The sequence below is a fragment of the Pseudomonas sp. P108 genome, from assembly GCF_032613195.1.
Lineage (GTDB): Bacteria > Pseudomonadota > Gammaproteobacteria > Pseudomonadales > Pseudomonadaceae > Aquipseudomonas.
Window position 1 is genome coordinate 2,130,870 of record NZ_CP126691.1, and the last position, 24,275, is coordinate 2,155,144.

Annotated in this window: 16 protein-coding genes; 5 read left to right on the top strand and 11 right to left on the bottom strand. The window is 60.3% G+C overall.

Annotated elements, in window-relative coordinates; all coding sequences use genetic code 11:
* Positions 1 to 11: 11 nt before the first annotated feature.
* The 7 genes from QOM10_RS09445 to QOM10_RS09475 all read right to left on the bottom strand — a co-directional run bounded on the left by QOM10_RS09445 (position 12) and on the right by QOM10_RS09475 (position 11,039).
* Positions 12 to 2,726, bottom strand: coding sequence for a molybdopterin-dependent oxidoreductase (locus QOM10_RS09445; RefSeq protein WP_316917909.1), 2,715 nt, complete (start codon positions 2,724 to 2,726; stop codon positions 12 to 14).
* Positions 2,726 to 3,043 carry a nitrite reductase small subunit NirD gene (gene nirD / locus QOM10_RS09450; protein ID WP_095120050.1) on the bottom strand — a complete coding sequence of 106 codons (318 nt, stop codon included), beginning with the start codon at positions 3,041 to 3,043 and terminating at the stop codon, positions 2,726 to 2,728. Before nirD ends, QOM10_RS09445 begins: the two co-directional genes overlap by 1 nt.
* A complete protein-coding gene (gene nirB / locus QOM10_RS09455; RefSeq protein ID WP_038365456.1) occupies positions 3,040 to 5,493 on the bottom strand; it encodes a nitrite reductase large subunit NirB in 2,454 nt (817 codons plus the stop codon). The genes nirD and nirB overlap by 4 nt, the downstream gene beginning before the upstream one ends.
* Before the next feature lie 423 nt (positions 5,494 to 5,916).
* Complete coding sequence (locus tag QOM10_RS09460; protein WP_316917910.1) at positions 5,917 to 7,587, bottom strand: bifunctional protein-serine/threonine kinase/phosphatase; 1,671 nt, start codon at positions 7,585 to 7,587, stop codon at positions 5,917 to 5,919.
* Between the two features lie 7 nt (positions 7,588 to 7,594).
* Positions 7,595 to 8,806 (bottom strand): nitrate/nitrite transporter, encoded by a 1,212-nt coding sequence (locus tag QOM10_RS09465; protein WP_095111816.1) that lies wholly within the window; start codon positions 8,804 to 8,806, stop codon positions 7,595 to 7,597.
* 430 nt (positions 8,807 to 9,236) lie between these two features.
* A complete protein-coding gene (locus QOM10_RS09470) occupies positions 9,237 to 9,812 on the bottom strand; it encodes an ANTAR domain-containing response regulator (RefSeq protein WP_038365449.1) in 576 nt (191 codons plus the stop codon).
* A 15-nt stretch (positions 9,813 to 9,827) separates the two neighbouring features.
* On the bottom strand, positions 9,828 to 11,039 hold the full coding sequence (locus QOM10_RS09475) for a CmpA/NrtA family ABC transporter substrate-binding protein (RefSeq protein WP_316917911.1): 1,212 nt from the start codon (positions 11,037 to 11,039) through the stop codon (positions 9,828 to 9,830).
* A 223-nt stretch (positions 11,040 to 11,262) separates the two neighbouring features.
* Between QOM10_RS09475 and QOM10_RS09480 the strand changes: the two genes are divergently transcribed.
* On the top strand, positions 11,263 to 12,282 hold the full coding sequence (locus tag QOM10_RS09480; protein ID WP_034152862.1) for a quinone-dependent dihydroorotate dehydrogenase: 1,020 nt from the start codon (positions 11,263 to 11,265) through the stop codon (positions 12,280 to 12,282).
* Between the two features lie 244 nt (positions 12,283 to 12,526).
* Here the strand turns inward: QOM10_RS09480 and rmf are convergent, their stop codons facing one another.
* The gene (gene rmf / locus QOM10_RS09485) at positions 12,527 to 12,742 is read right to left on the bottom strand and encodes a ribosome modulation factor (RefSeq protein WP_003223300.1); all 216 of its coding nucleotides are present in this window, start codon (positions 12,740 to 12,742) and stop codon (positions 12,527 to 12,529) included.
* Positions 12,743 to 13,274: 532 nt separating this feature from the next.
* Between rmf and rlmKL the strand changes: the two genes are divergently transcribed.
* On the top strand, positions 13,275 to 15,545 hold the full coding sequence (gene rlmKL / locus QOM10_RS09490) for a bifunctional 23S rRNA (guanine(2069)-N(7))-methyltransferase RlmK/23S rRNA (guanine(2445)-N(2))-methyltransferase RlmL (protein ID WP_316917912.1): 2,271 nt from the start codon (positions 13,275 to 13,277) through the stop codon (positions 15,543 to 15,545).
* A gap of 145 nt (positions 15,546 to 15,690) precedes the next feature.
* Complete coding sequence (locus tag QOM10_RS09495) at positions 15,691 to 18,072, top strand: diguanylate cyclase (protein WP_127926496.1); 2,382 nt, start codon at positions 15,691 to 15,693, stop codon at positions 18,070 to 18,072.
* 119 nt (positions 18,073 to 18,191) lie between these two features.
* Here QOM10_RS09495 and dacB read toward each other — a convergent pair whose 3' ends face one another.
* The gene (dacB, locus tag QOM10_RS09500) at positions 18,192 to 19,652 is read right to left on the bottom strand and encodes a D-alanyl-D-alanine carboxypeptidase/D-alanyl-D-alanine-endopeptidase (protein ID WP_127926497.1); all 1,461 of its coding nucleotides are present in this window, start codon (positions 19,650 to 19,652) and stop codon (positions 18,192 to 18,194) included.
* Between the two features lie 233 nt (positions 19,653 to 19,885).
* On the opposite strand from dacB, the gene QOM10_RS09505 reads away from it, so the two are divergent.
* Positions 19,886 to 20,230, top strand: coding sequence for a YggL family protein (locus QOM10_RS09505; protein ID WP_007916365.1), 345 nt, complete (start codon positions 19,886 to 19,888; stop codon positions 20,228 to 20,230).
* A gap of 250 nt (positions 20,231 to 20,480) precedes the next feature.
* On the opposite strand, the gene QOM10_RS09510 is transcribed toward QOM10_RS09505, so the two are convergent.
* The gene (locus QOM10_RS09510) at positions 20,481 to 21,671 is read right to left on the bottom strand and encodes a benzoate/H(+) symporter BenE family transporter (RefSeq protein WP_127926498.1); all 1,191 of its coding nucleotides are present in this window, start codon (positions 21,669 to 21,671) and stop codon (positions 20,481 to 20,483) included.
* Positions 21,672 to 22,028: 357 nt separating this feature from the next.
* On the opposite strand from QOM10_RS09510, the gene QOM10_RS09515 reads away from it, so the two are divergent.
* A complete protein-coding gene (locus QOM10_RS09515; RefSeq protein ID WP_127926499.1) occupies positions 22,029 to 22,793 on the top strand; it encodes a GntR family transcriptional regulator in 765 nt (254 codons plus the stop codon).
* 177 nt (positions 22,794 to 22,970) lie between these two features.
* Here QOM10_RS09515 and guaD read toward each other — a convergent pair whose 3' ends face one another.
* Positions 22,971 to 24,275, bottom strand: a complete 1,305-nt coding sequence (guaD, locus tag QOM10_RS09520; RefSeq protein WP_316917913.1) for a guanine deaminase — start codon at positions 24,273 to 24,275, stop codon at positions 22,971 to 22,973.

The window sequence follows — 24,275 nt, forward strand, 5'->3', positions numbered from 1 at the left end:
TGTTTTCCTCATCAGATGACGGCGACCGGCTGCACATCGGCAGCCAGCAAGCGTTTTATTTCCGGGACACAGGAGCCGCATTGCGTGCCGCAGCCCAAATTGTTTTTCAAACCTTGCAGATCCAGACCCTGGCGAATGCCGGCGCAGATCGCGTTGAGGCTGACGTTCTTGCAGTTGCACAGGGTTTTATCCGCAACAATTTGCGCCCCGGCACTGCCCGGCGGCGCACTCATCGGTGCCAGCAACCAGCGCCGCAGTTGTTCGTCTGCACGACCTTCCAGCCACAACCCCTGTAGCCAATGCTGGGCAAGGGTTTCACCGGCCAGGCGGATGGCGGTGATGCGGCCGTTTTCAATACGCACGCGCTTGCCAATGGCCCGGCGCGGATCGTCGTAGGCCAAAACCGGGCCGTCGATCAGCGACAAGCAATGATCGATTTCACTGAGCAATTGCGCATCCGGTGCCTCTCTGTTGGCAGCGCGTATCAGCAATGCCGATCGTTCACGTCCGACAAGGCTGAGACTCACGTAGGAAAATGCCTCACAGAGCGGTCGTAGGGCCTCGAAATGCCGTTGAACATCACCCTCGATGAGTGCGAAAAGCTGCCACGGCAGATTGACCGGCTCCAGGCGCACGCCGCTGTGTTTCAGTTCCGGTTGTTTCGACAACGGATCGAAGGCCGGCAGGGTCAGGCTGTTCACGCCGCCCTTGAGAAACCGGTCACCCCAGTGCATAGGTAGAAACGCTTGTCCCGGACGTACGCTGTCATCACTACCGACAGCAACAATTACTGCGCCGCGACGACTTTTCAGATTGACCAGATCGCCCGGCTGCAAACGGTGCCGGCGCATTTCGTCTGGATGCAGACTCAACACCGCTTCGCTGACATGCCCGAACAGTTGCGCCGCCGTGCCGGTGCGGCTCATACCGTGCCATTGATCGCGCAAGCGGCCAGTGATCAATGTCAGCGGAAAGCGTGCATCACGCTGTTCTTTGGCGGCGCGGTAAGGTTCGGCAATGAAATGAGCGCGTCCGTTGGCGGTTGGGAAAATCCCGTCTTCGTACAGTCGTGGTGTTCCTTGTCGTGCGCCGACAGGGAAGGGCCATTGCTGCGGTCCGATCTCGTCGATCAGCGCATGACTGATCCCGGACATATCCAGATCGCGGCCATGCGTCAGCCCTTTAAATTCATCGAACAACTGCGCGGGCTGAGTGAACGTGAACAGGCTTGGCTCGGCGGGACGCAGACGTTTCTCCAGACGTTGTGCGAAATCTACCGTGATCGCCCAGTCCGGCCGCGCTTCGCCCGGTGGGAGGATGGCTTTGCGCACGTGGGAAATGCGTCGCTCGGAGTTGGTCACCGAGCCTTCCTTCTCGCCCCAACTGGCGGCAGGTAGCAGGAGATCGGCGAATGCTGCGGTTTCGGTGGTGCGAAAGGCTTCTTGCAGAACCACAAACGGGCAAGCTTCCAGCGCCGCGCGCACCGCACTCTGATCCGGCATCGATTGCGCAGGGTTGGTGCAGGCAATCCACAACGCCTTGATCTTGCCGCTGCGCACTTGCTCGAACAGTTCGATGGCGCTGAGACCAGTGCTTTCCGGCAGTTGATCCACACCCCAATAAGCCGCCACTTCGGCGCGGTGTTCGGGGTTGGCCGCGTCACGATGACCCGGCAACAGGTTCGACAAACTGCCAGTTTCCCGTCCGCCCATGGCATTCGGCTGACCGGTGAGAGAGAAAGGTCCTGCACCCGGACGGCCAATTTGCCCGGTGGCCAAGTGCAGATTGATCAGCGCGCTGTTCTTCGCGCTGCCGGCTGTGGACTGGTTCAGCCCCATGCACCACAGCGACAGAAAACCTGGCGAAGTGCCCACCCATTCGGCGCACTGCTGCAATTGCTCAACGCTGATGCCGCACAACTGCGAAACCATTTGTGGGGTGTAATCACGCACCAGACTTTTCAGTTCAGCGAGGCCATCGGTGTGCGCCTTGACGAAGTCGCGATCAATCCAGTCTTCCCACAACAACAGATGCAAAATCCCATGGAACAAGGCGACGTCGGTGCCGGGCAGAATCGCCAGATGCAGGTCGGCGAGGTCGCAAGTGTCAGTGCGCCGTGGATCAATGACGATGACTTTCATCTGCGGGCGGCGGGATTTTGCCTCTTCCAGCCGACGGAAAAGTACCGGGTGGGCGTAGGCCATGTTACTGCCGACAATCATCACGCAATCGCTGAGTTCCAGATCCTCATAACTGCAAGGCGGGGCGTCGGCACCTAGGCTGCGCTTGTAGCCGACCACGGCTGAGGACATGCACAGGCGCGAATTGCTGTCGATGTTGTTGGTCCTGACCAGTGCCCGTGCCAGCTTGTTGAAGGCGTAATAGTCCTCGGTCAGCAACTGTCCGGAGATATAGAACGCCACACTGTCCGGGCCATGCTCGGCGATGGTCTCGGCGAACACGTTGGCGGCGTGTTCCAGTGCGGTGTCCCAGTCCGTGCGGCTGCGGGCCAGGCCTTTGCCCAGGCGCAGTTCCGGGTACAGCGCGCGAGCCGCGAGGTCGCCGGTCAGGTGCAGGGTCGAGCCTTTGCTGCACAGTTTGCCGAAGTTGGCCGGGTGCGCCGGATCGCCGCTGACGCCGAGGATGCGCTCGCCGTCATGCTCGATCAGCACGCCGCAGCCGACCCCGCAATAACAGCAGGTCGAGGCGGTCGTCTGGCGGTTCATCAGATGGCGTCCCGCAGGGCCAGTTGCACACGACCGTTTTCGACCCGCGCCGGGTGATGGTGCGCGCAACCGATGTCCGGCGCCTGAGCTTCGCCGGATTCGAGGTCGATTTGCCAGTTGTGCAGCGGGCAGGCGACGCGTTTGCCGTAGATCAACCCTTGTGACAGTGGTCCGCCCTTGTGTGGGCAGCGGTCGTCGAGGGCGAAAACTTCGTCGTCGCTTGTACGAAAAATCGCGATGTCGCCTTTCGGTCCGGCAATGATCCGCGAACCGAGGGTATTGATCTCGTCGAGGGCACAGATATCGAGCCAGTTCATGCCGGCACCTCCAGATTTTTCACCGGGATTACGTCGAATTCTTTCTTCAGTTGCGGCTGCGCCAGACGTTCTTTCCACGGGTCTTGCTCGAACGACAGGGAGAATTGCAGGCGCTCGTTCAGGGCTTTGCGGCGCTCGGGATCTTCCAGCACGGCTTTCTTGATGTGTTCCATGCCGACCCGTTGCAGGTAGTGCACGGTGCGTTCGAGGTAGAAGGCTTCTTCGCGATAAAGCTGCAGGAAGGCGCCGTTGTATTCGCGTACCTCTTCGGCGGTTTTCAGCTTGACGAAGAACTCGGCGACTTCGGTTTTGATCCCGCCGTTACCGCCGATGTACATCTCCCAGCCGGAGTCGACGCCGATGATTCCTACGTCTTTGATCCCCGCTTCCGAGCAGTTGCGTGGGCATCCGGAGACAGCGAGTTTCACTTTGTGCGGCGACCACATGTTGAACAGGTCGTGCTCAAGCTCGATGCCCAGTTGTGTCGAGTTTTGCGTGCCGAAGCGGCAGAACTCGCTGCCGACGCAGGTTTTCACCGTGCGGATGGATTTGCCGTAGGCGTGGCCGGAGGGCATGTCGAGATCCTTCCAGACGCCGGGCAGATCCTGCTTCTTGATGCCGAGCAAATCGATACGCTGGCCGCCGGTGACCTTGACCATCGGCACCTGATACTTGTCAGCCACATCGGCAATTCGCCGCAGTTCCGAAGGGTTGGTCACGCCGCCCCACATGCGGGGTACCACCGAATAGGTACCGTCCTTCTGAATGTTGGCATGCGCACGCTCGTTGATCAGGCGCGATTGCGGGTCGTCCTTGGCTTCGCCGGGCCAGGTGGAAATCAGGTAATAGTTGAGGGCAGGGCGGCACGTTGCGCAGCCGTTCGGCGTGCGCCAGTTGAGGTAGCTCATGGTGCCGGCGATGGTCAGCAGATGCTGTTCGCGAATCGCTTGGCGAATCTGCCCGTGGTTGAGATCGCTGCATCCGCAGATGGCTTTTTCGCTTTTCGGTTTGACGTCGGCCGCGCCGCCAACGGTGTTGATCAGGATCTGTTCGACCAGCCCGGCACAGGAACCGCAGGAGCTGGCAGCCTTGGTGTGTTTCTTCACCTCATCGACGCTGAACAGGCCGTGTTCCTGAATCGCTTTGACGATGGTGCCTTTGCACACGCCGTTGCAGCCGCAGACTTCGGCGGTGTCGGCCATGACCATGGCTTTGTCCTGGCCCTGATGTCCTACGTCGCCGAGTGCGTTTTCGCCGAACATCAAGTGATCGCGGATCTCGCCGATGGCGTGATTCTCACGAATCTGGCGGAAATACCAACCGCCATCTGCCGTATCGCCGTACAGACAGGCGCCGACCAGCACGTCATCCTTGATCACCAGTTTTTTGTACACGCCGCCGATCGGGTCGGAGAGGGTGATGGTCTCGGTGCCTTCGCCGCCCATGAAGTCGCCAGCGGAAAACAGGTCGATGCCGGTGACTTTCAATTTGGTCGACGTCACTGAGCCCTGATAACGGGCGAAACCCAATTGTGCGAGGTGGTTGGCGCACACCTTGGCCTGTTCGAACAGCGGCGCGACGAGACCGTAGGCAATCCCGCGATGGCTGGCGCACTCGCCGATCGCGTAGATGCGCGGGTCGTAGGTTTGCAGCGTGTCATTGACCAGAATCCCACGATTGCACGGGATGCCAGCCTTTTCCGCCAATTCGGTGTTGGGGCGAATGCCGGCCGCCATCACCACCAGATCAGCGGGAATGATGTCGCCGTTCTTGAATTGCACCGAGCCGACCCGGCCATTGCCGGCATCGTGCAGGGCCTGGGTCTGTTCGCACAGACGGAAATGCAAACCTCGGGATTCGAGGGCAGTTTGCAGGAGTTGGCCGCTGGTTTTGTCCAGTTGCCGTTCCAGCAGCCATTCGCCGATGTGCACCACGGTGACGTGCATGCCGCGCAGCATCAGGCCATTGGCGGCTTCGAGACCGAGCAGACCGCCACCGATGACCACCGCGTGTTTGTGGGTTTTGGCGGTGTCGATCATCGCTTGGGTGTCGGCGATGTCGCGGTAACCGATCACCCCGTGCAAGGTGTTGCCGGGGATCGGCAGGATGAACGGCGTCGAACCGGTGGCGATCAGCAGGCGATCGTATTCGGCTTCGGTGCCGTCCTCGGCGATCACCCGGCGTTTGACCCGGTCGATCTCCACCACTTTGCGGTTGAGTAGCAACTTGATGTGGTTTTCCAGGTACCAGTCGAGGTCGTTGAGCACGATCTCCTCGAAGGTCTGCTCACCGGCCAGCACCGGTGAGAGCAGGATGCGGTTGTAGTTGGTGTGCGGTTCGGCGCCGAAGACGGTGATGTCGTACAGCTCGTTGCTCAGCTTGAGCAGTTCTTCGAGGGTGCGGACTCCGGCCATGCCATTGCCGATCATCACCAGTTTGAGTTTTTTCATCAGGTTCTCCGGGGAGCTGCGGCTGGCCTCTTGTGGGCAGTCAGGCCTTGCTCGAGAAATTTTGCGCAAACAAAAAAAGGCGTCCCGCTAGTTGCCTAGCGAGGACGCCTTTGTCCTGGTCCCGTTCTCTCGGGAAGCGCAGCCTTCGTCGTTGAAGGTTGGGCTTTATGTGTGTGTTGAGTGGGGTAATGCAGTGGTTGTGCCAAGTGGGGACGGTGGCGGGTTTATTGGGGGGGACAGATTTTGAGGGTGGATTTTTTGCACTGATTCGAAGCGGGTTGCTCGTTCGTGGGGCATTCAGGCAGTTGAATTTGTAGTGATTGGGTGGGCGCCTTCGCGAGCAAGCTCGCTCCCACAGGTGATTTGCGAACGACACGAATCCCTTGTGGGAGCGAGCCTGCTCGCGAATGGCGCGACGCGGTGTCAGCCATGAAACAACAAAACCAGCAGCACCAGATTCCCCAATAAAGCCACGATCGCCATCGTCCGCCAGACCTTCAGCGGCTCACGCTCCAGCAACGGCCGAGGCCGCGCACTCAAACTCCGCCGCTCGCCCTGTTCCAACACCAGCAACCACTCCTCAGCCGTTTCAAAGCGCAACTGCGGATCAGCCGCAACGCCGCGCTCCAGACTCTGCGCCAGCCATTCCGGCAGGTCCGGCCGAAATCGACTGGCACTCACCGCCACACCAAATCGCGGCCGCTGAAACGCTTCGATCTCGCCGTAGGGAAAATGCCCGGTGAGCAAGAAATACAGGGTCACACCGACCGCATACAAATCCTGCTGCACATTCGGCGGATCACCGCGAAACGCTTCCGGGGCGATGTAACTGGGGGTTCCGGGCAGCGTCGACGGCGCGTCTTCGGACAGGCCAGGACAATACGCCAGGCCAAAATCCAGCAGCCGCAGTTCACCGTCATCACTCCAATGCAGATTTTCCGGTTTGATGTCCCGGTGCAGAATCTGCCGTCGATGCAGCAGTCCGGCCGCGCGTAGTAGACGCTCCGCGATGTCCTGCCATTGCGCTAGGGGTAAAGGCCCATTTTGTTGAAGAATCTGCGCCAGCGTCGTCCCGGAATATTCGCGCATCACGTAGTACAAATGCTGACGTTGCTGGCACGCATGGACTTCAGGAAAATGCCGTCCGGCCACACGTTTCAGGAACCATTCTTCGGACAACAGTGCTTGCCCGGCGTAGGAATCATCAGCGGAGCGCGTGGGCAGGGTTTTCAGCAACCACCTCTGACCCTGACCATCCAGCACTCGATACAGCAGCGATTGCTGGCTCTGAGCAACAACGTCCAGCACTTGCCAGCCTTCGAACGACTGACCGGGTTTTAACGGTGGCGGCAGGGGCCATTGCTGCAGATGAATCAGCGCATCGCCGATACTGGCCTCACCCAAAGCATCCACCCGCACCAGCAAGGCACTGGCATTGTCCTGGCTCCCCGCCAGATGCGCGGCGTTGACCAGCGTCTGCGCGGCGCTGTGAAGATCCGGCTGATCACGCAGAATCGCCGCAATGGCGGTATCGCCGAGTGTCGACCAGACACCGTCACTGAGCAAAACAAAGCACTCGCCGTGGCGCAGTTCACCGTCAAGGAAGTCCAGCACCAGATGCTGATCCAGCCCCAATGCACGTTTGAGCACATGCTGCATGCCCGGCTGATCCCAGACATGATCTTCAGAGATCCGCTGCAAACTGTCGGCGTGCCAGCGATACACCCGGCAATCGCCGACGTGGGCGAGGGTGAAGCGCCGACCGCGCATGACCAAGGCGCTGACCGTGGTGAGCAGCGGTTGCCCACCGCCATTGGCCTGCAGCCAGCGGTTTTGCGCGAGCAGCAGGCGATCCAGTGCCTGCGCCACGCTCCAGGTTTCCGGCGTGGCGTAGTAGTCGAGCGCCAAGGCCTGCAAGGTCGAGCGCGCAGCCAGTCCGCCATCGGCGCATTGGCTGACGCCGTCGGCGATGGCAAACAGAAAACCTTTGCTCGCCGCCAGCGCCGGAGCGGGTGTGACCAGGCGCAAAGCGTCCTGATTCTCCGCGCGTGGGCCGGTGGCGCTGGCTTCGGCAAAGCTCAGTTGCAGGGCCATTGATGCCTCAGACCCGCGCCGCCGTCACCGCTGCCGAGCCCCAGGTGGTTCTCCAGCGACGCTTGACGCCGTGCAGACCAAACCACGCCAATACGCCGAGGCTGGCGAACAACCACAGGGCCAGTTGATAGCTGCCGGTGCTCTGTTTGATCGCGCCCATGCCGGCGGCCAAGGCAAAACCGCCGATGCCGCCGGCCATGCCAATCAACCCGGTCATCACGCCGATCTCCAGGCGAAAGCGCTGCGGCACCAGTTGGAAAACCGCACCATTGCCTGCCCCTAAACCGAGCATCGTGCAGACGAAAAGCGCCAGTGCCGCGTAGGAACTTGGCAGGTTGAAGCCGACGGCCGCGATGCACACGGCAGCGACGGTGTACATCGCCAGCAAGGTGCGTATGCCACCGAAACGGTCAGCCAGGGCGCCGCCCAGCGGACGCATCAGACTGCCGCCGAACACGCAGGCTGCGGTGTAGTAACCGGCCGTCACCGGGCTCAGGCCGTATTGATCGTTGAAGTAGCCGGGCAGGGCGCTGGCCAGACCGATGAAACCGCCGAAGGTCACGCTGTAGAAAAACATGAACCACCAACTGTCACGGTCGCCGAGGGCTTTGAAGTAGTCAGCCATGGCTTTGGCTTTTGGCCGCTCAGGCGCATTTTTTGCCAGCCAGGCGAACAGCACCAACGTCAGGATCAACGGAATCAGAGCGAAACCGAAAACATTGCTCCAGCCGAACGCAGCGGCGAGCACCGGCGCAAGCAATGCGGCGAACACGGTGCCGGAGTTGCCCGCACCGGCAATGCCCATGGCTTTGCCCTGATGCTGCGGTGGATACCATTGCGAGGCCAAGGGCAGGGCGACGGCAAACGACGCGCCGGCCATGCCGAGGAACAGGCCGAGTATCAGCGCCTGCTCGTAGCTATGAATGCCGATTTTCCAGGCGCCGAACAGCGCGCAAATCACAATGACCTGACCGATCAGCCCGGCGGTTTTCGGCGACAACCGATCGGCGAGCATGCCCATCACAAAACGCAGCACCGCACCGGCGAGGATCGGCGTGGCGACGACGAGGCCGCGTTGTTGGGTGGTCAGGTGCAGGTCGGCGGCAATCTGCACCGCCAACGGGCCGAGCAGGTACCAGACCATGAAGCTCAGGTCGAAATAGAGGAAGGCCGCGAACAGGGTCGGGGTGTGGCCGGATTTCCAGAAGCTTGAATTCATCGCGCACCTCAGCTGAAAAGAGTCTCGAAAGGAGTCATGCAACAGCAGGTGGGGCGCCGCCACGGCCGCACCACCAGCCCCGAGCTGTGGGGCCAAAACGCAAAAACGCCGCTACCTGATTCGCCGAAGGGGCGAACGGGGTGAGCGACGTCTTTGTCGTGGGTGGGGCAACCGCCGTTGGTTACCTGTGCGTTTTACATAGCGAGATTTGTGCCAACTGGTGAAAGAGCAAAAGCCCCTCACCCTAACCCTCTCCCGGAGGGAGAGGGGACTGACCGAGGTGTCTTGCGCCAAACATCGACCTGAAAGACCTAGTCGATTATGGATTCACAGCAGAAATTGCAAGTCGGCGTACATCGCGAGCATCCCCCAATCAGTCCCCTCTCCCTTTGGGAGAGGGCTAGGGTGAGGGGGCTCTTAAGAGGACACCTCAACCCAGCAACTCACTCATGGCAATAATCTGCTCCGCCACCTGAATCAGCTTCTGCTGCCGGCTCATCGCTTGGCGCCGCATCAAGGTGTAAGCCTCTTCCTCATTGCAGTCCTTCATCTTCATCAGCAACCCTTTGGCCAGCTCAATACGCTTGCGCTCAGCCAATTGCAGGTCACGCGCCTGAAGCTGCGCGCGCAAGGCCTGATCACTCTCGAATCGTGCCATCGCCACATCGAGAATCGGCTGCAAACGCTGTGCGTGAATGCCTTCGACGATGTAGGCACTGACCCCGGATTTGATCGCCTGGCGCATCACTCCGGGGTCATGCTCGTCGGTAAACATCACGATTGGCCGTGGTTGGTCGCGGCTGACCAGTACCACTTGTTCCATGACATCGCGGCTCGGTGACTCGGTATCGATCAGGATTACGTCCGGACGCACCGTTTCGACGCGCGCGGGCAGGTCGATGGTCAGGCCGGACTCATCAATCACCTCGAAACCGGCTTCGGTCAATGCGGCTTTCAGGCGCCCGACTTTTTTCGCGGTGTCGTTGATCAACAGAATGCGCAACATGTTCGCGGTCTCCTGTCAGCGGCGGGCGAGAAGAGGGGCGTCGTCGTTCAACGCGTGCAGCTTGAAACTGCGCGCGTAAGCGGCCGGGTCGCTGCCGTCCCAGATTTTGCCGTCGAGCAACTGGCTGCTGCGCATGTCGGTGCCCCACGCGGCAACACCGACCTCAGTAGCGGCGTCGCGATACAGATCGAGTTGCTGAACCTGACGGGCGACAGCGAGGTAATCCGGGTCTTCGCGCAGCAAGCCCCAGCGGCGGAACTGGGTCATGAACCACATACCGTCCGACAGATAAGGCAGATTCACTTCGCCGTTACCGTGAAAGCGCAGCGCGTGCGGATCCTGCCAGCGATTGCCGAGGCCATCGGCATAATCACCGAGAAAACGCGGCTCGATGCACGAAAGCGGCGCGTCCAGATACTCCGGCGCGCTGAGCAATTGCGCGGTGCTGCGACGGTTCTCCGGGCTTTCCTCAATGAAACGGCTGGCCTCAAGAATCGCCATCACCAACGCCCGCGCGGTGTTCGGGTATTGCTCGACAAAATCGCGGGTGCAACCAAGGACTTTTTCCGGGTGATCGGGCCAGATGGTCTGGCTGGTGGCCAAGGTAAACCCGAGATTCTGCTGCACCGCGCTAGCAGCCCAAGGCTCGCCGACGCAAAAGCCGTCGATGCGCCCGGCTTGCAGATGCGCAACCATTTGCGGCGGCGGCACCACCACACTGTCGACATCCTGCAACGGATGAATGCCCTGACTCGCCAGCCAGTAATACAGCCACATCGCATGAGTGCCAGTGGGAAAAGTCTGGGCGAAGGTGAGTTTTGCGCGGCTTTGGTGCACGTGCCGATCCAGCGCTTCAGGACTGCTCACGCCGAGGTTCTGCAGGCCGTGCGACAGGTTGAGACTTTGGCCGTTCTGGTTCAGCCCCATCAGCACCGCCATGTCAGTCGGGGCGACACCGCCGATGCCCAAGTGAACGGCGTAGATCAGACCATACAGACTGTGGGCGGCATCCAGTTCGCCGCTGACCAGATTGTCGCGCAGATTCGCCCAAGAGGCCTGGCGCTTCAGGTTCAGCGTTAGTCCATAAGGCTGGGCAAAGCCCTGTGTAGCAGCAACGACAACCGATGCGCAGTCGCTCAACGCCATGAAACCGAGGTTGATTGCACTTTTTTCCGGGGCATCGCTGCCGTTGACCCAGGCCAGTGGCCCTACCGAAGGTTCATTCATACACCGCCACCTCGAAAAAAAGCGCCGCCGCGGACTTTGCGCAGGCAAAACCCGGGACGACGCCATTGTCCTTGCCCGCGTGCCGTCATTGGCCTGCGCGCTGATAGTCAAGGAGGGTGCAAGGCATATGCCAGTGCCAGTGATTTGCGCGTGCGCCTCGCGCCGCAGGTCGATGCCCGGCTATAATCGCCGCCTCTTTTCGCCGCCCGAGTCATCGCCGCCCATGTACACCCTGGCCCGTCAGCTGTTGTTCAAACTTTCCCCGGAAACCTCCCACGATCTGTCGCTGGATCTGATCGGCGCGGGTGGGCGTTTGGGTCTCAACGGCTTGCTGTGCAAGGCGCCGGCGAAGAAGCCGGTGACGGTCATGGGCCTGGAGTTCCCGAACCCGGTGGGGCTGGCGGCCGGTCTGGACAAGAACGGCGCGGCCATCGATGGCTTCGCGCAACTGGGTTTCGGTTTTGTCGAAATCGGCACCGTGACCCCGCGCCCGCAGCCGGGCAACCCGAAACCACGGATATTCCGCTTGCCGGAAGCCGAGGCGATCATCAACCGCATGGGTTTCAACAACCTCGGTGTCGATAACCTGCTGGCGCGTGTGGCCGCAGCGAAATACAAAGGCGTGCTGGGCATCAACATCGGCAAGAACTTCGATACGCCGGTTGAACGCGCGGTCGACGACTACCTGATCTGCCTGGACAAGGTCTACGCCCACGCCAGCTATGTGACGGTCAACGTCAGTTCGCCGAACACCCCGGGCCTGCGCAGCCTGCAGTTCGGTGATTCGCTCAAGCAGTTGCTCGCCGATCTGGCCACGCGCCGTGCTGAACTGGCGTTGCGTCATGGCAAGCATGTGCCGTTGGCGATCAAGATCGCGCCGGACATGACCGATGAAGAAACCGCGCAGGTTGCCCAAGCGCTGATCGAAACCGGTATGGACGCGGTAATCGCGACCAACACCACCCTGAGCCGTGTTGGCGTTGAAGGCATGGAGCATGGCGACGAGGCGGGCGGTTTGTCAGGTGCGCCAGTGCGTGAGAAGAGCACCAATACCGTGAAGGTGCTGGCCGGTGAGTTGGCTGGGCGGTTGCCGATCATTGCGGCGGGTGGGATTACTGAAGGCAAGCATGCGGCCGAGAAGATTCTCGCCGGTGCGAGCCTGGTGCAGATCTATTCCGGCTTCATCTATAAAGGCCCGGCGCTGATCCGTGAATCGGTAGACGCGATCGCCGCCCTGCGCTGATCCAATTGTGGGAGCGAGCCTGCTCGCGAAGGTGCCAGTTCAGTCAATACTTCTGTGACTGACACGCCGCTTTCGCGAGCAGGCTCGCTCCCACAGGTTTCGTGTTCCAGCACAAAAAATGAGTTTTCCGGCATAAAAAAGGGCTCCTCGAAGGAGCCCCTGGGCCGGAGCCCGCCGTCCGGGAAGGACGTGCATGGTAAGTCGTTACAAATTCAGATTGTCGTGTCGGAATTAATGCCCTGTGTCAGCCGACGGCGTGAAGTTCGTTGAGTCTGTGGATTCCCGCAGTGCCGGTCATACCGTCCCAGTTGTCGCCGCGTCCTTCTCGCCAGCCGTTAATCCAGGCTTGGCGTACCGACGGTAGAGTAAATGGGCAAAGCTCACGGGATTTGCCACCAACGCCATATTGATATCCGCGCAAAAATGCTCTTTCCAACGGATCACGCTTAAGTCTTCTCATAGGGTGTTTCCCTCACTTGTTGACTGTTTTGTGTCGCGTTGACCTCAACTGAGGTCTGGCAGAAGAAACCTGCCATGGTGCGGCTCGCTGCCGGCGTGGCGAGCCAAGGTGTTGACGCCGTTGCGACGTCAACCTGTGTTCATTTCTAACCAATGAGTCACAGCGATGGAATGACCGTTTTGTCATAAGGACGTAACGAAAAGAGTGCTATAGCGATAAGTAACCGCTTATTTATTGAACGTTTATTGAGCAAACCCCGGTATGATCGGCCCCGCGCTGGATGATGGGGTTAATTCTTTAGTGAGAATGACCCACGTTTGCGCTGGGGTATAAAGCGACGAAGGGTCGCTTTAAGACTTTTTGTTGCATCACCTTTTTTATCTGTCCCGGCATCTAAGCTCTTTTAACCCGAGCAGCGGGGATGGAACGGCACACCTTCGTGCCACGCGGGCGCTCTTTTAGAAAAGCGCCTGATTGAAAACCGGATCGGCAATGCGTTGCCGATTCACTAGCCAAAGGCTCTGGAAATACCATGTCCGACCGTTTCGAACTCTTCCTCACTTGCCCTAAAGGCCTTGAAGGCCTGCTCATCGAGGAAGCCGTCGGGCTTGGCCTTGAAGAAGCGCGCGAGCACACTTCCGCCGTGCGTGGCATGGCGACCATGGAAACCGCTTATCGCCTGTGCCTCTGGTCGCGTCTGGCCAACCGCGTATTGCTGGTGCTCAAGCGTTTCCCGATGAAAGACGCTGAAGACCTCTACCACGGTGTGCTCGACATCGAGTGGCAGGATCACATGCTCAGCGACGGCACCCTGGCCGTCGAATTCAGCGGCCACGGCTCAGGCATCGACAACACCCACTTCGGTGCCCTGAAAGTCAAAGACGCCATCGTCGACAAACTGCGCACCCCGCAGGGCGACCGTCCGTCGATCGACAAGCTCAACCCGGATCTGCGCATTCACCTGCGTCTGGATCGCGGCGAAGCGATCCTCTCCCTCGACCTGTCCGGCCACAGCCTGCACCAGCGCGGCTATCGCTTGCAGCAAGGGGCGGCACCGCTGAAGGAAAACCTCGCGGCAGCCATCCTGATCCGTTCCGGCTGGCCGCGCATTGCCGCTGAAGGCGGCGCGCTGGCTGACCCGATGTGCGGTGTCGGTACGTTCCTCGTCGAAGCCGGCATGATTGCCGCCGACATGGCGCCGAACCTGCGCCGTGAGCAGTGGGGCTTTACCGCGTGGCTCGGTCACGTGCCGGCGCTGTGGAAAAAACTCCACGAAGAAGCCGTCGAACGTGCCGCTGCCGGTCTGGCCAAGCCACCGTTGTGGATTCGTGGCTACGAAGCTGATCCGCGTCTGATTCAGCCGGGTCGCAACAACGTTGAGCGTGCGGGCCTGAGCGAGTGGATCAAGATCTACCAGGGCGAAGTCGCGACCTTCGAGCCGCGTCCGGATCAGAACCAGAAAGGTCTGGTGATCTGCAACCCGCCGTACGGCGAGCGTCTCGGTGACGAGGCCAGCCTGCTGTATCTCTACCAGAACCTCGGCGAGCGTCTGCGTCAGGCCTGCTTGAACTGGGAAGCGGCGGTGTTCACCGGCGCCCCGGATCTGGGCAAGCGCATGGGCATTCGCAGCCACAAGCAGTATTCGTTCTGGAACGGCGCGCTGCCGTGCAAGCTGCTGTTGATCAAAGTGCTGCCGGATCAGTTCGTCACGGGCGAGCGTCGCACTCCGGAACAGCGTCAGGCCGAGCGTGAGCAAGCGGCTTACGACCAGACCCCGGACGAACCGCAAGAGCGCAAGTTCAACAAGAACGGCAACCCGATCAAACCGACGCCAGCCCCGGTTCCGGTGATCGAGCAGCCGCGCTTGAGCGAAGGCGGGCAGATGTTTGCCAACCGCCTGCAAAAGAACCTCAAGGCCATGGGCAAGTGGGTCAAGCGCGAAGGTATTGATTGCTACCGCGTCTACGATGCCGACATGCCAGAGTACGCGATGGCCATCGACCTGTACCACGATTGGGTGCACGTTCAGGAATACGCCGCGCCAAAATCGATCGACCCGGAAAAAGCCTCGGCACGCATGTTCGATGCACTGGCAGCGATCCCGCAGGCACTGAACGTCGACAAGAGCCGCGTGGTGGTCAAACGCCGCGAGCGCCAGAGCGGCACCAAGCAGTACGAGCGTCAGGCTGCGCAAGGCAAGTTCAATGAAGTCAGCGAGGGCGGCGTGAAGTTGCTGGTCAACCTCACCGACTACCTCGACACCGGTCTGTTCCTCGACCACCGCCCAATGCGCATGCGCATCCAGAAAGAGGCCGCCGGCAAGCGCTTCCTCAATCTGTTCTGCTACACCGCGACCGCCAGCGTGCACGCGGCCAAGGGCGGCGCGCGCAGCACCACCAGCGTCGACCTGTCGAAGACTTATCTCGACTGGGCACGTCGCAACCTGTCGCTGAACGGCTATTCGGACAAGAACCGTCTGGAGCAGGGCGATGTGATGGCGTGGCTGGAAAGCAGCCGTGACGAGTACGACCTGATCTTTATCGATCCGCCGACCTTCTCCAACTCCAAGCGCATGGAAGGCATCTTCGACGTGCAACGTGATCAGGTGCAGTTGATTGACCTGGCCATGGCCCGTCTGGCGCCGGGTGGTGTGCTGTATTTTTCCAACAACTTCCGCAAGTTCCAGTTGGAAGAAAACCTCGCCGAGCGTTACGCGGTCGAGGAAATCAGCGCGCAGACCATCGATCCGGATTTCGCCCGCAACACCAAGATCCACCGCGCCTGGAAAATCACGGCTCGTTGACGCTTTGCGCAATTGGATCCACAGAGCCTTGATTTTTAAAGGCTCCGTGGATCTGCCCGCGCTAGCTAAATTAGTGGCTAATAGCTATAACTCACACACGGTCAATGGGGTTTTCCCGTAAATGCTGGCGTAGTGAGTTGTCTTTATGTCGTTGCACCCCGTGCGCCCAAAGATTCTGGGTTTCATCAGCGAAGACGTCTCGGCCTGGCTGGTCGCGCTGCTGGTATTGCTCGCCGGTGGGATTCTCACGGGGCTGCTCGCCTGGGCCACCCTCAATCAGTTTCAGCAACAATCCCGTCAGCGTTTTCAACTGTTGGCCAACGAACGTTACAGCCGCATCGAAGAACGCTTTCAGGATCAGGAGCAACGCCTCGACGGTCTGCGCCGCTTCTTCGCCAACTCTGAATCGGTATCCCGCACCGAATTCGACGGTTACACCCAACCCTTATTAATGCGTACCCAGGCCTATTCGTTTGCCCTCAAGGTCAGCGGTGCCGAGCGCGCGGCATTCGAGCAGCGGGTGCGTGATGAAGGTCTGAGCAACTTTACCCTCCGTGAATTGAATGCCCAGGGCGAGCTGCAACTGGCTGGCGTGCGCGATGAATACGTGCCGGTTCTCTACAGCCAGACGCAAAGCCGGCTCGGCTCACCGTTGGGTTATGACTTGCTGGCGCAACCGCTGCGGCGCGACACCCTGCAACGTGCCGATAAGCTCGGCGGGCTGGCGGTGTCGCAACCGATGCACCTGGTTAGCATTGAGCCGTCCTACGCGCGCGGCGTGTTGCTGGTGGCGCCGGTCAGCCGCAACGGCGAGCGGCAGTCGTTCGGCTACGTGATGGCGGTGATCAGCATGCGCCAGTTGCTGGCTGACGGTTTGCCGGATGCCTTCCATGATTACCTGTCAGTGCGCATTCTCGACATGTCGACCCATGATCAGCACGAGGTGTTGTTCGAGTCGAGCAACGACCCGGCACTGAGCGATTTGTCCGCCACGCGTCTGGTGCGCATGGCCGATCACGACTATCAGGTCGATATCTTGCCGAGCGACGCGTTCGTTCAGGCCAACCATTCGTCGGTGGGCAGTGTGATCATTCTGGGTGGGTTACTCAGTCTGCTGCTCAGCGCCTTGCTCTACGTGTTGGTCAGTCAGCGCCAGCGCGCCTTGCTTATGGTGGAGCAGCGCACGCAGGAATTGCATGCCAGCGAACAGGAGCTGCGCGGCACCCACGGCCAGTTGCGCGGCGTGCTGAATGCGGCGACGCAGGTGGCAATCATCGCCACCGACTTGCGCGGGGTGATCAACACCTTCAACCCCGGCGCCGAACAAATGCTCGGCTACAGCAGCGCCGATGTCGTCGGCCACATGACCCTGGAAAACCTGCACCTGCCCCGCGAGCTGACGGCCCGCGCTGCCGAGTTGAGTGCGCGTTACGGCAAGACCATCCCGACCTGCCACGCGATGCTGGTCGAGGGCGGCGAAGTCGGCGGCCATGAGGCACGCGAGTGGACGCTGGTGCGCAGCGATGGCAGCCATATTCCAGTGAACATGCTCGCCACCCCGGTGCTCGATGAGCAGGGTTTGTGGGTCGGGCATCTGGCGATCTGCATCGATATCACTGAGCGCAAGCGCGTGCACGAGGTGCTGGCGGCGCGGGATGTGTTGCTGAAGAAGCTCAGCGCTCACGTGCCCGGTGGCATCTATCAGTTCAAGATGGAATTCGACGGACGCTTCAGTGTGATCTACGCCAGCGACGGCATTCGCGAGATCTACGAACTGGAGCCGGATGTGCTGCTGTTCAACGCGGAAGCGATCTTCACGCGCATTCATCCACAGGACGTTACTCGTGTGCGCTCTTCGATTCGCGCCTCGGCCGACAGCCTCAGCCCGTGGCGCGAGGAATACCGTGTGCAGTTGCCCGAGCGCGGTCTACGCTGGGTACGCGGCGAGGCGACGCCGGAAGAACTGCCGGGCGGCGGCGTGCTGTGGCATGGCTATATCTCGGACATTTCCGACCTCAAACGCGTGGAAGAAGAACTGCGTGCGCTGTCAGTGACCGACTCGCTGACCGGCATTCATAACCGTCGCTATTTTCAGGAACGCCTGACCACCGAAATGGCCCGGGTCGAGCGCGGTGGCGGCGAGCTGTCGGTGATCATGCTCGACATCGACCATTTCAAACGCATCAACGATCAGTATGGCCACGCCGTCGGTGACCGCGTGCTGCAAGCGGTGTGCGAACGCATCGGCCATCGTCTGCGGCGTACCGATGTGTTCTGCCGGTTGGGCGGTGAGGAGTTCATGGTGCTGTGCCCGGACATCGACGGCGAACATGCGTACATGCTGGCGGTTGAACTGTGGCAGGGTTTGCGCAGTGCGCCGGTGGATGTGGTCGGCGTGGTCACGGCGAGTTTCGGTATCGCCAGTTGGCGGTCGGGGGAGGGCGCGGATGCGCTGTTGCTCAGGGCGGATTCGGGTGTGTATATGGCAAAGCAGCGCGGACGCGATCGTGTCGAGCAGATGAGCTAGCCGCGACGCTAAACCCTTGTAGGAGTGAGCCAGCTCGCGATCGCGATATGTCAGTCACTTTGATGTGCCTGAACTGACGCTATCGCGAGCAGGCTCACTCCTACAGGGGGCCGCGGTGATCAGAGGACCGAAGCGGTCTGCGCCAGTTTCGGTTGCTTGTACAGATCCAGCAGCACCTGATCGAGCACCGACGACGCGCCAAACGGCGCCTTGTCATTGAGGATCGCCACCACCGCCCAGGTATTGCCATTCACATCACGGCTGAAGCCGGCAATCGCCCGCACAGTGTTCAACGTACCTGTCTTGACGTGTGCCTCACCGCGCATCGCCGTGGTTTTCAGGCGTTTACGCATGGTGCCGTCGGTACCGGCGATCGGTAGCGAGCTGATGTATTCCGCGGCATACGGGCTGTGCCACGCCGCTTGCAGCATGCCCGCCATTTCACGGGCGCTGACGCGTTCGGCGCGAGACAGGCCGGAACCGTTCTCCATTACCAGATGCGGCGCGGTGATGCCTTTCCTGGCCAGCCACTGGCGCACGACGCGTTGCGCAGCCTTGGCGTCGTCACCGTCGGCATCGTTGCGGAATTTTTGTCCCAGGCTGAGGAACAGCTGCTGGGCCATGGTGTTGTTACTGTATTTGTTGATGTCGCGGATGATCTCCGCCAGATCCGGCGAGTAGGCACGCGCGAGCAGTTTGGCGTTGCCCGGTGTCGAGGCCAGACGATCCTTGCCCTGAATGCTGCCGCCCAGTTCTTTCCAGATCGCGCGCACGGCGCCGGCGGTGTAGGTTGCGTGGTCGAGCAGCGACAGGTAAGTCTGCGAGCTGCAACCTTCGCCCAACTGGCCGGCAACGGTCACGTTGACGCTGCCATCGGCCTGCGCCACCGGGTTGTAGCGCACGCCACCGGTGCATTGTTTGGACGGCAGGGCTTTGACGGTGTTTTCGATGTGGATGCTGGCAATCGGCGGTTCTACCGAGATCAGCACGCGACCGCCGTCATTGCGCGCAACGAAGCGCAGGGCCTTGAGGTTGACCAGCAGCGAATCCGGTTTGACCAGGAACGGTTTGTTCTCGTCATTGCCGTCATCGTTGAATTCCGGCAGTTGCGGCTGCACGAAGAAGTTGCGGTCGAGTACCAGATCACCGGTGATCTGCGTCACGCCGTTGGCGCGCAGGTCGCGCATCAGCAGCCAGAGTTTTTCCATGTTCAGCTTCGGATCACCGCCACCCTTGAGGTAGAGGTTGCCGTTGAGGATGCCGCCGTTGAGGTCGCCGTCGGTGTAGAACTCGGTTTTCCACTGATGATTGGGGCCGAGCATTTCCAGCGCCGCGTAAGTAGTGACCAGTTTCATGGTCGAGGCCGGGTTGACCGACACGTCGGCGTTGAACACGGTCGGCGTGCCCGGGCCGTCGAGCGGGACCATCACCAGCGACAGGGCGCTAGGCTGCAATTTGCTCGCCTTGAGGGCTTTTTCAACGTTGGGGGTCAGGGAAGTATTGATGGTGGCAGCAGAAACAGGCAGCGCCAGAGGCAGAAGAAGGCCGGCGAGAAACAGTGGACGCAACGATTTGATCATATGAAATAAAACCCTACAGCCGAGGGGAAAAAGACGAGGACATGGATGAAAAGGTCCTCAGTGGTCACGAAAGTGTCGGCATTATGCCCCAACCTGTAACAGGTTGTGCCTTGTCCGGGCAGGCCAATACGTTATTTTTTTACAGGCGGTCGGTCGCTGTGTCCAGAGAGTCGGGCAATCGATTGCTTAAACTGGTAAAGTGCCCGCCGTATTTACTTAAGAGGATTGTTCCAATGGCGACTAACCGTTCCCAGCGTCTGCGCAAAAAACTGTGCGTTGATGAATTTCAAGAGCTGGGTTTCGAACTGAACCTGGACTTCAAAGAAGACTTGTCCGAAGAAGCCATTGACGCTTTCCTCGAAGCCTTCATCAAAGAAGCCATGGAAGCCAATGGTCTGGGTTATGTGGGCGGCGACGACTTCGGTCTGGTTTGCCTGCAGAAGCGTGGCTCGGTCAACGAAGAGCAGCGCGCTGCCGTTGAAGCCTGGCTGAAAACCCGCTCCGAGCTGACCAAGTATGAAGTCAGCCCGTTGCTGGACGTTTGGTATCCGGAAAAGCCGATCAACGCGGCTAAGTGATACTGAAAAAAACGGCGACCTGAGGGTCGCCGTTTTTTTTCGTCTGGTGGTTGGGTGTTTGGGTGTTCGGTTTGGGATTTGTGGTGAGTCTGCCCCTCACCCCAGCCCTCTCCCGGAGGAGAGGGAGCCGATTTGCGAGCTGTTCAACACCTGAGTTCGACTCGGTATCCCACGTCGGCGTATTTCTTCCAAGCACCTCGGTCAGTCCCCTCTCCCCCGGGGAGAGGGTTAGGGTGAGGGGCTTTTGACCTTAAGCCTTACGCCAATTCAAAATCACCAGCGTCAAAACCCCCGCGACAATCCCCCAAAATGCCGAACCAATGGAAAACAGCGTCAACCCCGATGCCGTGACCATAAAGGTAATCAACGCCGCCTCACGCTCCTTCACCTCGGTCATGGCAATGCTCAAACCATTGATGATCGAACCAAACAGCGCCAGCGCCGCAATCGACAGCACCAGTTCCTTCGGCAACGCGGCAAACAACGCCGCCAACGTGGCGCCGAACACCCCGGCAATCCCGTAGAAAATCCCGCACCAGACCGCAGCGGTGTAGCGCTTGTTGCGATCCTCATGGGCGTGCGGCCCGGTGCAGATCGCTGCGCTGATGGCCGCGAGGTTGATGCCGTGGGAGCCGAACGGCGCCAGCAATAGTGAAGCGATGCCGGTGGTGGTGATCAGCGGTGAGGCCGGGACGTTGTAGCCGTCGGCGCGCAGTACGGCGATGCCGGGCATGTTCTGCGAGGTCATCGCCACCACGAACAACGGAATGCCGATGCTGATGGTCGCGGCGAGCGAGAAGTGCGGCGTGGTCCACACCGGCGTCGCGACTTCCAGATGAAAGCCGCTGAAATCCAGCAAGCCCATGAAGCCCGACAGCGCGGTGCCGATCAGCAGCGCCGCGAGCACGGCGTAACGTGGCGACAGGCGTTTGACCAGCAGGTAGGTGAAAAACATCCCTAGCACCAGCCCGGTACGGTGCTGCGCGGCGACGAAAATTTCGCTGCCGATCTTGAACAGAATCCCTGCCAGCAATGCCGCCGCCAGTGAGGCTGGAATCTTTTTCACCAGCCGTTCGAAGCTGCCGGTCAGGCCGCAGATCGTCACCAGCACCGCACAGGTGATGTAGGCGCCGATGGCCTCGCCATAGCTGACGCCGCCCAGACTGGTGATCAGCAACGCCGCGCCGGGCGTCGACCAGGCGATGGTGATCGGCGTGCGATAACGCAACGACAGGCCGATCGAACACACGGCCATGCCAATGGAAATCGCCCAGATCCACGAAGAAATCTGCCCGCTGGTCAGGCCCGCCGCTTGCCCGGCCTGGAACATCAGCACCAGCGAGCTGGTGTAGCCGGTCATCATCGCGATGAAACCGGCGACGATCGCCGAGGGCGAGGTGTCGGCCAGAGGGCGCAGTCGGATTTGGGTGGCGTCGTTCATGACGGCGGTGTTCCTTATAGCAATGAAGATGTCCCCTGTACGCCAAACCCCTGTGGGAGCGAGCCTGCTCGCGAAAGCGGTGTGTCAGTCAACATTCATTTTGAATATGAAACGGCTTTCGCGAGCAGGCTCGCTCCCACAGGGGATTGTGGTCGACCAGCGGATTCTGCGAACAAGCCTAAACTCAAACGTAACGGATCGTTGCAATACAGCCGAAGTCACAAACAGCCGTACAGTCGTGTTGCCACCTTTCATTGTGTACAATCGCGCTGTTTTTTACGCGATACTTGCCAGCGACCTACTGTGCCGTATTACAGTCACGGTCTATTCGCCGCAGTTCTCCCGACTCGAGTGCCCATGAACGAACAGTTGCAACCCCTCAAGAAACAACCGCGAGCAGGCAAAGCCGGTCGCAGCGGAACCCAGGACGATATTGTCTACGCACATATCTTCGAGGCCATCCTCGAACAGCGTCTGGCGCCCGGCACAAAATTGAGCGAAGAAGCGCTGGGGGAAATCTTCGGGGTCAGCCGCACCATCATTCGCCGCGCGCTCTCGCGTCTGGCCCATGAAGGCGTCGTGCTGTTGCGGCCGAACCGTGGCGCCGTGGTCGCCAGTCCGAGTGTGGAAGAGGCGCGTCAGGTGTTTCTCGCCCGCCGTCTGGTCGAACGCGCGATCACTGAGCTGGCGGTGCAACACGCCACCGCCGAGCAGATCGCCGAGCTGCGGCAGATGGTCAACGATGAGCGCGACAGCTTCTCCCGTGGCGATCGCGGCGCCGGTATTCGTCTGTCGGGCGAATTCCACCTGAAACTGGCGGAAGCGGCGATGAACGCTCCGTTGATCAGCTTCCAGCGCAGCCTGGTGTCGCAGACATCGCTGATCATCGCTCAGTATGAAAGCGGCAACCGTTCGCACTGTTCGTATGACGAACACACCCAGTTGATCGACGCGATCGAGAAACGCGACGATGAGCTGGCGGTGAATTTGATGATGCATCACATGGATCACATCGACAGCAAGCTCAATCTCGACGAGGAAGGCGCGTCGGATGATCTGCATGCGGTGTTCTCGCATTTGTTGCAGACCAAGAAGCCGGGGCGCCCTGCGGCCAAGCTCTAACTGACCGATAGAAAAATCCCCCGCAGCTGAAAAGTTGCGGGGGATTTTTTGTGCCTGCCTGATCGTTCCCACGCTCTGCGTGGTAATGCCTCTGGGGACGCTCCGCGTCCAGTGACGCGGAGCGTCACGGGCTGCATTCCCACGCGGAGCGTGGGAACGATCATGGGGCGGGGGAAATTAGCGCTGATGCACCAAAGCACCCGCCGCATACGTCTGCTGCACCGTGCGGTCATCGCCCAGCGTCATCAACACAAACAACGTCTCGGCAATGTTGTTGGCCTGCTTCAGGCGATAGCTCAGCAGCGGCGTGGCATTGTAATCCAGCACCAGGAAGTCAGCGTCGGAACCCGGTTGCAGGTTGCCGATCTTGTCTTCCAGGCGCAGCGCCCGTGCACCACCCAGTGTCGCCAGATACAGCGACTTGAACGGGCTCAGTCGCGCACCTTGCAGTTGCATCACTTTGTACGCTTCGTTCAGCGTCTGCAGCAGCGAGAAACTGGTACCGCCGCCGACGTCAGTACCCAGACCGACATTGAGTTTGTGCTTCTCGGCCATCGGCAGGTTGAACAAGCCACTGCCGAGGAAGAAGTTGGAAGTCGGGCAGAACGAGATCGCCGAGCCGGTTTCTGCCAGTCGCGCGCATTCTTCGTCGCACAGGTGCACGCCGTGAGCGAACACCGAACGCTCGCCGAGCAATTGGTAGTGATCGTAAACGTCGAGGTAGCCCTTGCGCTCCGGGAACAGCTCCTTGACCCACTCGATTTCCTTGAGGTTTTCGCTGATGTGGGTCTGCATGTACAGATCCGGATACTCGGTCAGCAGTTGGCCGGCGAGGGTCAGCTGTTCCGGGGTGCTGGTCGGTGCGAAACGCGGGGTGACCGCATAGTGCAGACGACCCTTGCCATGCCAGCGCTCGATCAGCGCTTTGCTGTCGACGTAGCTCGATTCGGCGGTGTCGGTCAGGTAGTCCGGGGCGTTGCGATCCATCATCACTTTACCGGCGATCATCCGCAGGTCGAGCTTCTCGGCCGCTTCGAAGAACGAGTTCACCGATTGCGGGTGCACGCTGCCGAACACCAGCGCGGTGGTGGTGCCGTTGCGCAGCAGCTCTTTGACGAAAATGTCAGCGACTTCGTCGGCGTGGGCCTTGTCGCTGAACTGGCTTTCGCACGGGAAGGTGTAGGTGTTCAGCCAGTCGAGCAGTTGCTCGCCGTAGGCACCGACCATGCCGGTTTGCGGAAAGTGAATGTGAGTGTCGATGAAGCCCGGGGTGATCAACGCGTCTTGGTAGTGCTCGATTTCGATGTCCGCCGGCAGGGTCGGCAGCAAATCACTGGCGTGGCCAAGGGCGCTGATCTTGCCGCCATCGACCACCAGCAGGCCGTCCTCGAAATATTCGTAGGAGGCTTCGATCCCGACTTCGGCGGGGTCGGCGATGCTGTGCAGGATGGCGGCGCGGTAGGCTTTGCGAGTCAGAGGCAT